13 protein-coding genes and 1 pseudogene are annotated in these 12,996 nt (G+C 70.0%); 10 read left to right on the top strand and 4 right to left on the bottom strand.

What is annotated here, in order from left to right:
* Positions 1-16 precede the first annotated feature (16 nt).
* The gene (locus ACFVHO_RS27330) at positions 17-1,837 is read right to left on the bottom strand and encodes a hypothetical protein (protein ID WP_385719874.1); all 1,821 of its coding nucleotides are present in this window, start codon (positions 1,835-1,837) and stop codon (positions 17-19) included.
* A gap of 347 nt (positions 1,838-2,184) precedes the next feature.
* On the opposite strand from ACFVHO_RS27330, the gene ACFVHO_RS27325 reads away from it, so the two are divergent.
* Entirely contained in the window at positions 2,185-4,101 is a 1,917-nt protein-coding gene (locus ACFVHO_RS27325; RefSeq protein WP_385719871.1) for an AMP-dependent synthetase/ligase, read from the top strand.
* Here ACFVHO_RS27325 and ACFVHO_RS27320 read toward each other — a convergent pair.
* The gene (locus tag ACFVHO_RS27320) at positions 4,098-4,724 is read right to left on the bottom strand and encodes a MerR family transcriptional regulator (protein ID WP_385719868.1); all 627 of its coding nucleotides are present in this window, start codon (positions 4,722-4,724) and stop codon (positions 4,098-4,100) included. The genes ACFVHO_RS27325 and ACFVHO_RS27320 overlap by 4 nt on opposite strands.
* A gap of 109 nt (positions 4,725-4,833) precedes the next feature.
* Here ACFVHO_RS27320 and ACFVHO_RS27315 point away from each other — a divergent pair, with 109 nt between their 5' ends.
* From ACFVHO_RS27315 to ACFVHO_RS27295, 5 genes are all read left to right on the top strand, one after another.
* On the top strand, positions 4,834-5,244 hold the full coding sequence (locus ACFVHO_RS27315) for a DUF3291 domain-containing protein (protein WP_385719865.1): 411 nt from the start codon (positions 4,834-4,836) through the stop codon (positions 5,242-5,244).
* Positions 5,245-5,349: 105 nt separating this feature from the next.
* Positions 5,350-5,835, top strand: a complete 486-nt coding sequence (locus tag ACFVHO_RS27310) for a hypothetical protein (protein ID WP_385719863.1) — start codon at positions 5,350-5,352, stop codon at positions 5,833-5,835.
* A gap of 151 nt (positions 5,836-5,986) precedes the next feature.
* Entirely contained in the window at positions 5,987-7,228 is a 1,242-nt protein-coding gene (locus tag ACFVHO_RS27305) for a sensor histidine kinase (protein ID WP_385719860.1), read from the top strand.
* Between the two features lie 63 nt (positions 7,229-7,291).
* Complete coding sequence (locus ACFVHO_RS27300; RefSeq protein ID WP_385719857.1) at positions 7,292-7,732, top strand: hypothetical protein; 441 nt, start codon at positions 7,292-7,294, stop codon at positions 7,730-7,732.
* 71 nt (positions 7,733-7,803) lie between these two features.
* On the top strand, positions 7,804-8,793 hold the full coding sequence (locus ACFVHO_RS27295) for a winged helix-turn-helix domain-containing protein (protein WP_385719854.1): 990 nt from the start codon (positions 7,804-7,806) through the stop codon (positions 8,791-8,793).
* Positions 8,794-8,920: 127 nt separating this feature from the next.
* Here ACFVHO_RS27295 and ACFVHO_RS27290 read toward each other — a convergent pair whose 3' ends face one another.
* Positions 8,921-9,196, bottom strand: a complete 276-nt coding sequence (locus ACFVHO_RS27290) for a response regulator transcription factor (protein ID WP_385719930.1) — start codon at positions 9,194-9,196, stop codon at positions 8,921-8,923.
* An 81-nt stretch (positions 9,197-9,277) separates the two neighbouring features.
* Positions 9,278-9,568 (bottom strand): annotated as a pseudogene (locus tag ACFVHO_RS27285) (response regulator transcription factor); the annotation flags it as partial.
* A gap of 261 nt (positions 9,569-9,829) precedes the next feature.
* On the opposite strand from ACFVHO_RS27285, the gene lanKC reads away from it, so the two are divergent.
* From lanKC to ACFVHO_RS27265, 4 genes are all read left to right on the top strand, one after another.
* Positions 9,830-12,397, top strand: a complete 2,568-nt coding sequence (lanKC, locus tag ACFVHO_RS27280; protein ID WP_385719851.1) for a class III lanthionine synthetase LanKC — start codon at positions 9,830-9,832, stop codon at positions 12,395-12,397.
* 135 nt (positions 12,398-12,532) lie between these two features.
* Positions 12,533-12,685 carry a class III lanthipeptide gene (locus tag ACFVHO_RS27275; RefSeq protein WP_385719848.1) on the top strand — a complete coding sequence of 51 codons (153 nt, stop codon included), beginning with the start codon at positions 12,533-12,535 and terminating at the stop codon, positions 12,683-12,685.
* Between the two features lie 50 nt (positions 12,686-12,735).
* Positions 12,736-12,825, top strand: a complete 90-nt coding sequence (locus tag ACFVHO_RS27270) for a class III lanthipeptide (RefSeq protein WP_385719845.1) — start codon at positions 12,736-12,738, stop codon at positions 12,823-12,825.
* A 65-nt stretch (positions 12,826-12,890) separates the two neighbouring features.
* A complete protein-coding gene (locus tag ACFVHO_RS27265) occupies positions 12,891-12,980 on the top strand; it encodes a class III lanthipeptide (protein WP_385719842.1) in 90 nt (29 codons plus the stop codon).
* Positions 12,981-12,996: the final 16 nt, after the last annotated feature.

Below are 12,996 nucleotides of genomic sequence, written 5' to 3'. Positions count from 1 at the left end.
ACAACCCCCGCGCCCCCTAGGGGGCGCGGGTACCGCACAACTCCCGCTCCGCCCGCACCGGGTCGTTCGGGAAGCGGAAGGACGTCCGCTCCAGGGCCCCGGCGGCGTTGCGCAGGAAGCGCCCCGGCGTGAGGGGGGCGCGCGTGGCGGCGCGAAGTTCGGCGAGCGGCCCGCAGGCGAGCGCGCGGCGGGCGGCGGCCACCCGGGCCGGGTCGAGCCCGGACGGCAGGTCGGCGGTGCCGCGGTCGGCGACGACCCACTCGTCGGGCAGCCACTTGTCGTGACCCACGCGCGCGTGGGCGATGCGCTGGGAGTGGGCGGCCAGGGGGTAGGCGAGGCCGATGGGGTCGAGGGCGGCGCCGTCGAGGGGCACGACGGTGCCGTTGAGGCCGAGGGTGGCGTAGAAGGCGGTCACGGCGGGGGTGGCGGCGGCCACGCGGGTGCGGGAGAGGAACAGCGCCGCCCCGTCGCCGCGCCCGGCCTCGCGCACCTCGCGCGCGTACGCGGCGTTCTCGCGGTAGCCGCCGAACGTGTGGTGGACGGGGTGGGCGGCGGCGTTCTGCCGGACGTACACACCGCGTTCGTCCGCGATGCCGCCGGGGCCGATCCGCCCCTCGTACCCGATCCGCAGCACCGCGGCGCACACCACGGCCCAGGCACAGACTCCCGCGGCGGCCAGTGCCCACGCGCGCGTGGCGGGCACCAGGAACACCGGCAGGACCATCAGGAACAGCCCCGGCAGGAACATCCGCGCGTGCATGAAGTCCCCGCCGACCTTGATGACGTACGCCCAGCAGAGCGCCCCGGCGATGACGGGCGCGAGCGCCGGGGCGAGGGGCACGCGCGCTCCGGCGCCCCCGGACAGCCGCGCGCGCCCCGACGGCAGTACGGCCGCGACCACGAACAGGGCGGGCACCCACAGCAGATAGGGCCCGGCGAAGTCGCCGAGGTAGCCCAGACCACGCCCCCACAGGCTCTGCGAGGCCTCCTTGGTGACGCCGGGCAGCGGCACCAGATGCCCGTAGTACCCGATCCGGAAGATCTCGTACGCGACGGGCAGCGCCCCCGCCACCCCCGCACCGGCGAGCGCGGCGCGCCGGGAGGGGCGCGCGCTCAGCCACTGCGCGCCCAGGAACACGGCGGAGACCAGCGCCAGATCGGGCCGTACGAGCGGGCCGAGCCCGAGGACGAAGGCGGTGGCGAGGGAGCGGGGCCGTGCGACGAGCAGCAGCCAGGCACCGCCGAGCCAGCAGGTGGCGAGCCCCGTCTCCAGGCCGGAGGTGGCGAAGTCCCAGACGGGCGGCAGGGCGAGCGGCACCAGGGCGCCGAGGGGGAGCAGCACCCGGCCGCCGCGCCCGCCGTCCCGCGCGCTGCCCGTACCGCCCGCGCCGCCCCGCGCGCCGCCCCGGCCGCCCCCGTCGTACAGCCGGACCGCCCCCCACGCGGCGAGCGCGAACCCCGCCGCGGTGAGCAGCAGCCCGCCGTACACGGCGGCCGTGGCGATGTCCGCGCCCGGCAGCCCCGCGAGCACGAGCAGCCACTGCCACAGCGTCCCCGTGGACGACTCGGCGCGCTCGCCCGCGTTGAACACGGGCCCGTGCCCGGCGAGGATCTGCCGGACCGTGCGGACGTAGATGTGGCCGTCGTCGGACATCCAGCGCCGCTGGTACCCGGCGACGAGGATCACCAGGGCGGGCGCCAGACAGAGCGCGGCCCGCAGATACGGCCGGGCGGCGGCGAGTTGGCCGTCGCCCGGCCGCGCGGTGGCCGTCCCGGTCAGGGCGATGAGGGCGCCCAGCGTGCCGCGGCCGCGGACTGGGGTGCGTGTAGAGGTCATGCAGCGTACTTCGGCGCAGGTCAGCCGGGTCTTGAGGCGCGGGGACCGGTGCGGCGGCCGCTCGCGCGGGTCGGCGGGCCCTCGGGGACGGCGTCCGGAGTTCTTCTGCGCGAACCATTGAATTTCCCTTACGCGTCGGTAAGTTGACGCTCAAGTAAGCGCAGGGATCCGCCGCACCGGCGCCACGTCGCGCCCTCACCGCACCCCCGCACAGCCGTCCCCTCTCGGGGGCACCCCGCACAGCCGCCCCCCGGGCACCTCGCACCTCGCACAGCCCTCACCCCCCGCACCGCACCGCCGCACAGCCGCACCCCGCACCCGCGCCGAGCGAACCAACGGGAGCCGTCATGGGCGTACGCAAGGACCTGAAACAGGCCCGCCGCCGCACCGATCTGGCAGATCGCGCCAAGGTCGAGACCGTCAGGGACGAGCACGGTGTCGTACGGGAGGCCCGCACCCCCGCCCTCGCGGCGGCCGCCACCCGGGGCAGCGCCGCCGACATCCCCTTCACCAACGCCGCCGAGGCCCCCGGCGCCGTCGTCCTGCGCCGCAAGGAGGCGGGCCAGTGGCGCCCCGTCACGGCCGCCGCCTTCGCCCGCGAGGTCACCGCGGCCGCCAAGGGCCTGATCGCGTCCGGCCTCGAACCGGGCGGCCGGGTCGCCCTGATGTCCCGTACGCGCTACGAGTGGGCCGTCCTCGACTTCGCGATCTGGGCGGCCGGCGGCCAGAGCGTGCCCGTCTACCCGACGTCGTCCGCCGACCAGATCGAGTGGATCGTGCGCGACTCCGGCGCCACGCTCCTCATCGCCGAGACCGCGGAGAACGCGGAGACGGCGCGCCGCGCGGTCGCCGGACACCCCGCGCCCCCGGCCGTCTCGGTCCTCGACGACGGCGCGGTCCTCGAACTGGCCGAGCGCGGCCACGCGGTGGGCGACGACGAGGTCACCGCGCGCCGCACGGCCCTCACACCCGACTCCGTCGCGACCCTCTGCTACACCTCGGGCACCACCGGCAGACCCAAGGGCTGCGTCCTCACGCACGGCAATCTGCACGCCGAGGCCGCGAACACCGTCGAGCTCATGCACCCGGTCTTCAAGGAGGTCACCGGCCAGACCGCGTCGACCCTCCTCTTCCTGCCGCTCGCCCACATCCTGGGCCGCTCCCTCCAGATTGCCTGCATGCTCGCCCGCATCGAACTGGGCCACTTCCCGAGCGTCAAACCGGACGAGCTCCGCCCCGAACTGCGCGCCTTCAGGCCGACGTTCGTCGTCGGCGTCCCGTACCTCTTCGAGCGGATCCACGACACCGGGCGCGCGACCGCCGAACGGATGGGCCGCGGCGCCTCCTTCGACCGCGCCGACCGCATCGCGGTGCGGTTCGCCGAGACGTACCTGGCCAAGTTCCAGGGCCGCGGCCGCGGCCCGTCCCCGGGCCTCTACCTCGGCTGGGCGCTGTACGAACTCCTCGTCTACCGCCGCGTCCGCAAGGAGGTCGGCGGCCGCCTCCGGTACGCGATCAGCGGCGGCTCCCCGCTCGACAAGCGCCTCAACCTCTTCTTCTACGCCGCCGGAATCCTCATCTACGAGGGGTACGGCCTGACGGAGACCACCGCGGCCGCGACCATCGTGCCGCCGCTCGGCCCGCGCCCGGGCACCGTCGGCACGCCCGTGCCCGGCACGGCGATCCGCATCGCGGACGACGGCGAGGTCCTCATCAAGGGCGGCATCGTCTTCGACGCGTACTGGAACAACAAGGAAGCCACCGACGCCGTCCTCGCGGACGGCTGGCTGGCGACCGGCGACCTCGGGTCCCTCGACGACGACGGCTACCTCACCATCACCGGCCGCAAGAAGGATCTCATCGTCACCTCCGGCGGCAAGAACGTCTCACCCGCCGTCCTGGAGGACCGCCTGCGCGGCCGCCCCCTGGTCGGCCAGTGCCTCGTCGTCGGCGACAACCGCCCCTACGTGGCCGCGCTCATCACCCTCGAACCGGAAGCCGTCGCCCACTGGCTGTCCGTGCGCAAGCGCCCCAAGGACACGCCCCTGTCCGAGCTGTGCCACGACCCGCAACTGCTCGCGGACCTGCAGAAGGCGGTGGACTACACCAACGAGGCGGTGTCGCGCGCGGAGGCCATCCGCCGCTTCGTGGTCGCCGAGGGCGAGTTCACCGAGGCGAACGGCCTGCTCACACCGTCCCTGAAGATCAAGCGGTCGGCGGTGGCGGCGGCGTACGCGAAGGAGATCGAGAAGCTGTACGACTAGCCGTACGGCTGGTCGCGGTAGCGTGCCGCCGCCTCCGACTCCTGGGCGAGGCGGCGGAGCGCCAGCAGGGCCGGTTCGAGGAGGTAGGTGAGCAGGACGGCGCGCTCGGCCTTCTCCAGCGGGTCCTCCGGGCCCTCGATCTGGTCGAGGTCGAGGACGGCGGTGCGTTCGGCGAGGCGGGCGTAGGGGAGCAGGGTGCGCCAGTCGTACGGGACGCCGAGGCCGCGCAGGGTGTCCAGGGTCCGGGTGAGGGTCTCGCGGGCGGGGCTGAACTCGGTGATGTCCCAGCCGAGTTCGGCGATGAGCGCGTCGACGTCGGGGTCGGGGGCGACTTCGGCGCCGCCGCCCGCGCCGGGCCACACCCCGAAGACGAGCCCGAGCAGCTCGTACGTGTCGCCCTCCACCTCGCCCAGGCTGCCCACGATCTCCTTGGTGGCGCTGACGCTCAGCCCCCGCGCGCTGATGAGCGCCCGGACGAGCCGCAGCCGCCGCAGATGCGTCTCGTCGTACTCGGCCTGCGTGGCGGAGGTGGCCCGCCCGGGCGGCACGAGCCCCTCCCGCAGATAGAACTTGATCGTCGCGGTGGGCACCCCACTGCGCCGACTCAACTCCGAGATGCGCACTGCCGCCGCCCTTCTCCGCACTGGCCCTTGGGGGCTTCCCCTATGGCATTAGAGAGCGCCACTACCTAATATAGATAGCGCCACTCTCTAACTAGGGATCGAGAATACCGTGCCGATCATTCCCTGGGTGACCCCGCACGAGGCGCCCCCCGACACCACCGCGTTCGTCATGGCCTCCCGCCTGGAGACGAAGTCCCTCAAGCACGTCCCGCGCTTCTTCTGGCAGTCCTACAAGGCCTGGAAACAGGTCCGCACCGCCCCGGGCGCCCTCGGCGCCTCCCTGGAGGCCCAGCTCACCAAGGGCGTCTTCTACACCCTCTCCGCCTGGCAGGACCGCGCCGCCCTGTACGCGTACGCCCGCACGGAACCCCACAAGAGCATCATGACGGGCCTGCGCCCGGCGACGCGGGACTCGGTGTTCACGTTCTGGGAGGTGCCGGCGGGGGAACTCCCGATCGACTGGGCGGACGCGAAGCGACGCCTGACGGAGGAGGCGTCGACGCCACACGGCCACCCCTGACGAGGCCCCCGGGCTTACCTCACAGGTAATTGCCGCACCCCACCCGCCGAACGAGTCTGGAGTCGCCCGGAACGGGGCGGGAAGACGAGCGGGAGGAACCGAAAGATGACGTCGGCGAACTACTCCGGACCCTTCACGACAACTGACGCGGCGCAGGCGGGACATGACGCCGTACACGCGGGACACGACGCCGTACACGCGGGACGCGAGGACTCCCTGGCCCGCCTGACCCTGAAACTGGACGCGGCCGTCACCGGCTCCAACGGCCTCGCCTACCTGGCCCTGGCCCAGCTCCTCGACTCCTTCCTCGGCCTCGAACCGGCGCTCCTCTACCCCATGGGTGCCTTCCTCCTGCTCTACGCGGCAGCAGTCCAGTTCACGGCAACCCGCCCCCGCGTGCCCCGCCCCGTCCTGGCGGCGATCATCACCGCGAACCTCCTCTGGACCGTCCTCAGCCTCACCCTCGCGGCCACGGACGCACTGTCCGCCACGACGGCGGGGACGGTGTGGGTCGTCCTGCAGGCGGTGGTGGTGGGGGGATTCGCGGGGGTGCAGTGGGTGGCTCTGGGGCGGCTGCGCTCCAGGGGCTGAGGGCGCGCGGCCGTGACGCCCAACGGGACCCGACGGGCGTCGTGTTCAGGCCGACGGAGCCCGGGTCCGGATCAGGCGGCAAGTACGCTTTCGCCACGTGACGAGACGGAAGCGGACGGGATTACGCGAACTTCTCTGTGCGGTCCTCGCGGTGGCGACGCTGATCGTGGCCACCGCCACGACCCGGTCGGTCGGGCCGCTCATCAGCGGGTCCGGCTCGGTTTCGGTTGCTGCCGTGCTGATGCTGACCGCATGGAGATCGAGGCGGTCGGCCGTGCTGCTGCCCACCATGCTGATCGCCGCGGGGACGTCCCTGATCGTCACTTTCACCTATCAGGGCCCGGCCAGGACCGCGGCGGCGAACTGGTGGACGACCGAGACGCTGGCGCTGATGGCGCTGGTGATCTTCAGCGTCCGCCGGGCGACGGTGAGCACGGCGTTGGGGCTCAGCACCTTGCTGGCCACGTCGATCGTTCTGTCGCCCCTGCGCATCACCATGAACGTCGTACCTCGAGCGAGCGGCGCGGAGACCCTGCAACTCTGTCTGCTGTGGGCCATCTTTGCGATGGCCGCCGCAGGCATCGGTGTCTACCTGCGCAGCCTGGACACCCGCAGCCTCGCCAGGGCCGCCGCCGAGCGCCGAGCCGAACGGATCAACCTGGCCCGGGACTTGCACGACTACGCGGCCCACGACATCTCGGCGGTCGTCGTCCTCGTCGAAGCCGCCCAGGTCCTGGCCGCCGAGGACCCCCAGCAGGCGTTGGACCTGCTTCCTGAGATCGGCGCCGCCGGGGTGCAGGCACTGCAGGCGATGGATCACACGGTCCAGCTGCTCTCCGAAGCTCCGTCGGAAACGGAACGAGAGGGTTCCCCGGGGGTGGCGGGCGACCGCGCGTCTCCCGCCACGGAGGACGCGGAGGGGGGCGCGGTGCGAGCGGGCAAGGGCACGGGGACGCGGCGTGACCTCCGCGAACTTCCCTCTCTGATCGCCCGGTTCAATCGCACGGGCACCCCCGAAGCGGTGCTGGAGATGGCCGAGGGAGTGTTGGAGCGCCTGTCGGCGGAAGTGAGCGCGCTGGGATACCGCGCGATCGTGGAGGCCCTCACCAATGTGCGTCGCCACGCCGCCGCGGCCTCGCGGGTGGACATAGCGCTCAAGGCCGGCACCTGGCGAGACGGCGACGCACTGCGCATTTCGGTCACGGATGACGCGGAGCACGCGCAGCCCGTGCCCGGCCTGGCGGACCGTGCCACAGGCGTGGGCGGCACGGGCATCAGCGGCCTCACCGACCGAGTCGAGGCGCTCGGCGGCGAGTTGACGGCCGGGCCGCGCCGACCGCACGGGTGGAGCGTGAGCATCGTGGTGCCCCTGCCGGGCGAGATGGCCTCCTGACCCGATTTGCATCTGCCAAACGGCCGATACCGGGACGGGGCTTGTCCTGACAGCATGATCCCCATGTCTGAGCGAACGGGGGCGAAGATCGTTCTGGCGTTGGCGCTGATCACGCTTGTGGCGCTGACCGGGTTGAGCACAGGTGCGCTGGACGACCTGGACGCCAGCCCTCGTGACGGACGACGCCGGTTCGACTTCGATGGGGCGCGTCTTTCCGTCGTCGTGAACGGTGACGGCCGCGCAAGGCTGAGGTACGGAAAGAAGAGAGAGGTCACCGTTACCCGGAAGCTGACCGGCGCTGCGGCAAAGGAAGGGAATTCTTCCTGGAGTTTGGACGGTGATGTCCTGCGTCTCTTCGCGAGATGCACCGGCATCCCGATAAATTGCAGCGTTCAGTACGTCGTTCACATTCCCCCGGATGTTGATGTATCCGTCTCTACGTCACCCGGTGTCACGATCATGGACCTGAATGGTGAGCGGCGCACGTGTGACGCGGAAGTGTGAAGTGGATCGCCGCCGACCCAGGTCGGCTGTTTGTGCTGCCCATCTAAAAATGCCCTCATGGGAGCTTCGCCGTGTATCGAATCATTCTGTCTGCCGACGACATCATGAGCATCAGGGTAAGCGAGACCAGCAATCCGATCATGGAGGCCGTGTTCGCGCTGCAGACGCTTCACGGAAGTGGCCATGATGGATTCGGGGAATGGCGTCTGCGCGTGGGGAGACATTTGATGCGCCCGGGCGCACGGATACAACGTATGGCGAACCTGGTCCGTACCGTCAGCGATCCGGACAGGCTGCTGGCGCTGTGCGCCGGCGAAGGGCCTTCGGATTCCGGGAAACGTGGTGGTGGCAACGCGTCGCAGATCCAGTCGACAGCAGCGATCCAGGACTTCTTCCGGCTTGCTGTCGCGCCGCACTGGGGGCCCCTCTCCGCCCACTTGACCCTGGCCGGCAACATGCGCAGAGAGGTGATGTCCCGCGAAGGGGTGCGCGTGCTCCTCGACGCCTTGGGCCCGGACATCCGCTGGAATGCTCCGGCATTGGAGATCCACAATGTCGAAGCGGGCGAGCTGGAACTGAACGGGACCGGACTCGTATTGGCGCCTTCGATCTTCTTGACGAGCACCGGGCACGTGGTCCGATGTACCGGCAAGAGGGCGCGCGAAGCGCCTGTCCTTTTCTTCCCCGACCGCCCGGCCCCGGAAGAGCTCGGGCGGCTGCTGAGCGACACCACCTCTGCCGATGAGGAACGCGGAACGGAATCGGACGGCCTCGCGGCACTGCTGGGCAGAACGAGAGCGGCCGCGCTCCGTGTGCTCAGAGAGCGCGAGGGCTGGAAGAACGCCGAACTCGCCGAGCGCCTCGGGGTGTCCGCTGCCGCGGTGAGCCAGCACACGACCGTACTTCGGGCGGCCGGCCTCATCGCCACGCGCCGCAACCGCAGCCATGTGGTGCATACCGTCACGCACCTCGGCCGTCTTCTGCTGCAAGTGGGTTCATTTGATTCATGGCCCACCGCTTCGGGTTCACCCGTGTCCGCACCGCGACCGACCTTCGCGTGACGTTTTTGGGACAGTGCCTTGTCGATGCCGACCGTGGAAATCCTCCGCACACCGCTCATGATGTCGGAAGCCGATGTGCCGGGCTATCGGCCGTTCGGCAGATTGTGCCGTGTGCGGGGGACCGGGGCTAAGGTTCTTCCATCAGGCCGGAACCCCAGACCCATGCGGCGATACCCACACGGTTCTGGACCTTCAGTTTCCTCTGGAGGTGGGCGAGATGCGTCTTGACCGTTCCCGCGGAGATGAACAACTCGGCCCCGATATCGGCGTTGGTCATTCCTTCCGCCACCAGCCTGGCGACTTCCTGTTCACGTTTGGTCAGGGGCTCGCCGGATTGATGACCCGTGAGGGGCCTGCTTCGAAAACGCCTCAGCAGCCGGGTGGTGATCTCCGGGCTGATCATGGAATCACCCGCGGCCGCTGCCCGGACCGCTTCGACGAGCACTGCGGACCGGGAACGCTTGAGGAGGAATCCACAGGCCCCCGCGTCCAACGCGGCGTGAACGTATTCGTCGAGATCGAAGGTGGTGACGATCACCACATGCACGGAAGGCGTGGACCGCATGACTTCCCGAGTCAGTTCCAGCCCGTTCATCTCCGGCATGCGGACATCCGCGAGCAGCACATCGGGCACGAGGGAACGGGTGGCCGCAAGGGCCGCGACCCCGTTCTCGGCCTCACCGACGACCTGCATGTCGTGCTGGGCTTCCAGGATCCTGCGAAAACCTGTCCGGATGCTGACTTGGTCGTCCGCCAGGAGGACACGCGTCTTCATGTGGTTCATGGTGCCACGCGAGATGATCTCCTGCAGGTGGAGAGTTCTGGCCACAGCCGAAGAATTCCGGCCAGCGTGACGCCCGTTGTGTGGGGGCGCGGTCCGTGACCCATTCTGAATCGGAGGAGGCTGCTCCGATTAAGGGTGAACTTAACGAGGTTGCTGTCGTAAAGCGGCACGTCAAAGATTAGATGCATCGGGCAGCGAAGCTCCTTGATTCCCGGGATTCGCTGTGCAGCTTTCGGTCCGGTGGGGGAGTGGATGAATCCGAGATACGAGGCGTATGCGATCGCAGACGCCACTTGGTACGAACCGTTGGAGCGCTGCAAGGATTCCGACTCCCTGTTCACCCTGGGTTCCTCGGAACCGCCTCAGGGCTGGCGCCGGGAAGAGCACGGGGTCTGGCGGTTCCTCACCCCGGACGACGCCGCTGAACTGCCGGAGCAGGGCTGGAAGATCCATGTGACGGCGACGCCGGACAGCGCCGCGGAAACCATCGAGGCGGCGTGGGACGTATGCCGTCGTCTGGCGCTGCCCTGGAAGTTCCTGCGCAGCAAGTACATCGTCACGATGATGAACTCCAAGTACGCGAACCGGGCCACGAGCGGCAAGGCGATAACGGTCTACCCGCGGAACGCGGAGGAACTGCACACCGCACTGGAGGAACTGGATGCCGCCCTCGGCGGAGAACCGGGCCCTTACGTGCTGTCCGACCGCCGGTGGAACAAAGGGCCCGTGTTCGTGCGGTACGGCGCCTTCGCGCTGATGTGGTGCGAGCAGCCCGACGGTTCCCGCGTGCCCGCATTGCGCGACCCCCAAGGCCGGCTCGTCCCTGATCACCGCCGCCCCGTGTTCAGCGTTCCCGACTGGGCCGACACCCCGCGTTTCCTTGCCGACGGTCTGGCGTCCGGTGAAACACCCGACAGCGAAGGCCCGCTGGCGGAGTATCAAGTGAAGAAGGCACTGCACTTCTCCAACGGCGGCGGTGTCTATCAAGCCCAGGATTCCCAAGGCCGACAGGTCGTGCTCAAAGAGGCCCGGCGGTACGCCGGTCTCGACGCGAACGGTGTCGACGCGGTCGACCGGCTGCGCATCGAGGACCAGATGCTCCAGAAGCTCGAGCAACTGCCCTTCGTTCCCCGGCGATTCGATTCCTTCACCTCCTGGGAACACTCCTTCCTCGCCATGGAACACGTGGAGGGAGAGACCGTCACCTCATGGCTGGGGCGCGAGTATCCCCTCACGCGGCACCACCCCACAGAAGCCGCCCGCGAGGCATTCGCCGCACTCGCCGTCGACCGCCTGGAGCAGGTCGAAAGGTGCGTCAAGGCACTGCACGACGCGGGAGTCGCGTTCGGCGATCTGCATCACCGCAACATCCTGATCCGCCCCGACAACACCGTCGCGCTCATCGACTTCGAACTCGCCACGCCCGTGGACACCGTCCGCAGGGCCGCGTTGGGAGCACCGGGATTCACGGATCCGACCATCACCGATCCGCGTGACGCGGATCTGTTCGCACTGGGATGCTGCCAGCTCGCCGTTCTCGCCCCGCTGACCGTACTGACGTTGCGGAATCCGGCCGTCGTCGCATCCCTGATCGACATGGCCACCAGGTCCTTTCCGACGGTGCCGGCGGAGTTCGTCCAACGGATGACCGAGCGCCTGGCGCTGTCCCCGGCGCTCCGCCCCCACCTGCCCTCTCCCGAGGCCACGGCGGTGGCCCCCTTGCCCCCGCCGGACCCCGCGGCCCTGCTGGACGGAATCTCTCGTGCGGCGGACCCCGGACGTACGGACCGGCTGTTCCCCGGAGATGTCCACGGGCACCAGCCAGGAGCGTCCCTCGGCCTCGCGTACGGCACCCCCGGAGTGCTCCTTGCCCAGCACGTGGCGGGAGCGATACCGGCCGACGAGCACGTCGCATGGCTGGTGCGCACCGCGCGCCAGGCTCCTCCCGGCGGGCCCCGAGGGCTCTACGACGGCCTTGCGGGCACCGCGTGGCTCTTGCACCGGCTCGGCCACCCGGAAGCGCCGAACCTGATCGATCGCCTCGTCGACGGCCCCATGCCCGCCTCTCCCGGGCTGTTCGGCGGGATCACCGGCATCGCCCATCTGTTCATGGACGTCGGCCTCAAGGAGGAGGGGCTCGAGCTGGCCCTGCTGGCACGCGAACGCATCGGGGCGGAGGGCCTGTTGGACCGGCCCGGGCTGATGTTCGGCTGGTCCGGCCCCGCGGTCCTGTTCGCCCGCTGCGCCGAGTCGACCGGGGACCTGGAGTGGGCCCAGGCCGCCGAGCGCGCGGTGCGCTGCGATCTGCGCCATGCCCGGGAACTGGACGGCATGTTGGAGATGCACAGCTCGGACCGGCTGCTGCCCTATCTCGGCGAGGGATCCGCCGGTGTGGCGCTCGCCGCCCTGGCGCTGCCCGCCGCGCAGGCCGAATCCCTCGGCGCCGAAGGCCTCGTGGACGGTGCCGTCCGCGCCGGTGCCGTCGAAGTCGTCATCCAGGGCGGCCTCTTCAACGGGAGGAGCGGGCTCGCCTATCTGCTCTGCCACGCCGTCGCCCGTGCACCCCGGTGGCAGGAAGCGCTGGACGACCACCTGCGCGCCCTCGCCCTGCATCTGGCACCGTTCAAGGACGCCCAGGTCCTGCACGGTGACCAGCTCATCCGGCTGTCGACGGATCTGGCCACGGGCTCCGCCGGCGCGGTGCTCACCCAGGTGGCCGCCCAAAGCCCCGGTAGTTGTCTGCTTCCCGGCGCCCACCCGGTCTGCGACGTGGGCCTCGGTCGAAGCGGTCACACCGGAACCCTGCCGTCCGACACATGAGAGGAGGTGACTTCTTGTGCTGAACGTTCTCGCGCTGCAAGAGCTGGCTGAGGAGACCGGCGCAGATGCTCTCGTCAGCAGCATCAGCATTGGTGCCTGCCACTGAGCCCCGGCCGCGGCCGGACCCGATCGACCATGACGCGATGTGAGAGAAGGCCACTCCCCATGCTCGAAGTCCTTGAGCTCCAGGAGCTCGATGAGGAGACAGGCGTCGACGCTCTGCTCAGCACTCTCAGCCTCACCGGCTGCCACCCCGTTACCACGATCAGCGTGGGCTCTTGCCACTGACGTGCGGGGGCCGTCGATCGGTGACGTGCCACGAAGGGAGGTGATCGCCCATGCAGGACGTCCTGGCTCTTCAGGAGCTCGACGAGGAGACCGTCACTGACGCTCCGATCAGTACGTTCAGCGCCGCCGGCTGCCACTGAGGTGTTGCCGTGGAGGTCGTCGGTCGGTGATTCGCGGTGATTCACAGCGAAGGGAGGTGATTGCCATGCAGAACGTTCTGGCTCTTCAGGAGCTCGACGAGGAGACCGTCACTGACGCTCCGATCAGCACGCTCAGCGGCGCTGCCTGCCACTGAGGTGCGGAGGCCGTCG

This window comes from Streptomyces sp. NPDC127108 (assembly GCF_042677545.1).
GTDB lineage: Bacteria > Actinomycetota > Actinomycetes > Streptomycetales > Streptomycetaceae > Streptomyces.
This window is presented reverse-complemented; position numbering and strand designations above follow the sequence as displayed.

Coding starts and splice junctions, on each gene's coding strand:
- ACFVHO_RS27330 (WP_385719874.1), bottom strand. CDS start 1,837: ATGACCTCTACACGCACCCCAGTCCGCGGCCGCGGCACGCTGGGCGCC.
- ACFVHO_RS27325 (WP_385719871.1), top strand. CDS start 2,185: ATGGGCGTACGCAAGGACCTGAAACAGGCCCGCCGCCGCACCGATCTG.
- ACFVHO_RS27310 (WP_385719863.1), top strand. CDS start 5,350: ATGACGTCGGCGAACTACTCCGGACCCTTCACGACAACTGACGCGGCG.
- ACFVHO_RS27300 (WP_385719857.1), top strand. CDS start 7,292: ATGTCTGAGCGAACGGGGGCGAAGATCGTTCTGGCGTTGGCGCTGATC.
- ACFVHO_RS27290 (WP_385719930.1), bottom strand. CDS start 9,196: ATGATCAGCCCGGAGATCACCACCCGGCTGCTGAGGCGTTTTCGAAGC.
- lanKC (WP_385719851.1), top strand. CDS start 9,830: ATGAATCCGAGATACGAGGCGTATGCGATCGCAGACGCCACTTGGTAC.
- ACFVHO_RS27275 (WP_385719848.1), top strand. CDS start 12,533: ATGACGCGATGTGAGAGAAGGCCACTCCCCATGCTCGAAGTCCTTGAG.
- ACFVHO_RS27270 (WP_385719845.1), top strand. CDS start 12,736: ATGCAGGACGTCCTGGCTCTTCAGGAGCTCGACGAGGAGACCGTCACT.
- ACFVHO_RS27265 (WP_385719842.1), top strand. CDS start 12,891: ATGCAGAACGTTCTGGCTCTTCAGGAGCTCGACGAGGAGACCGTCACT.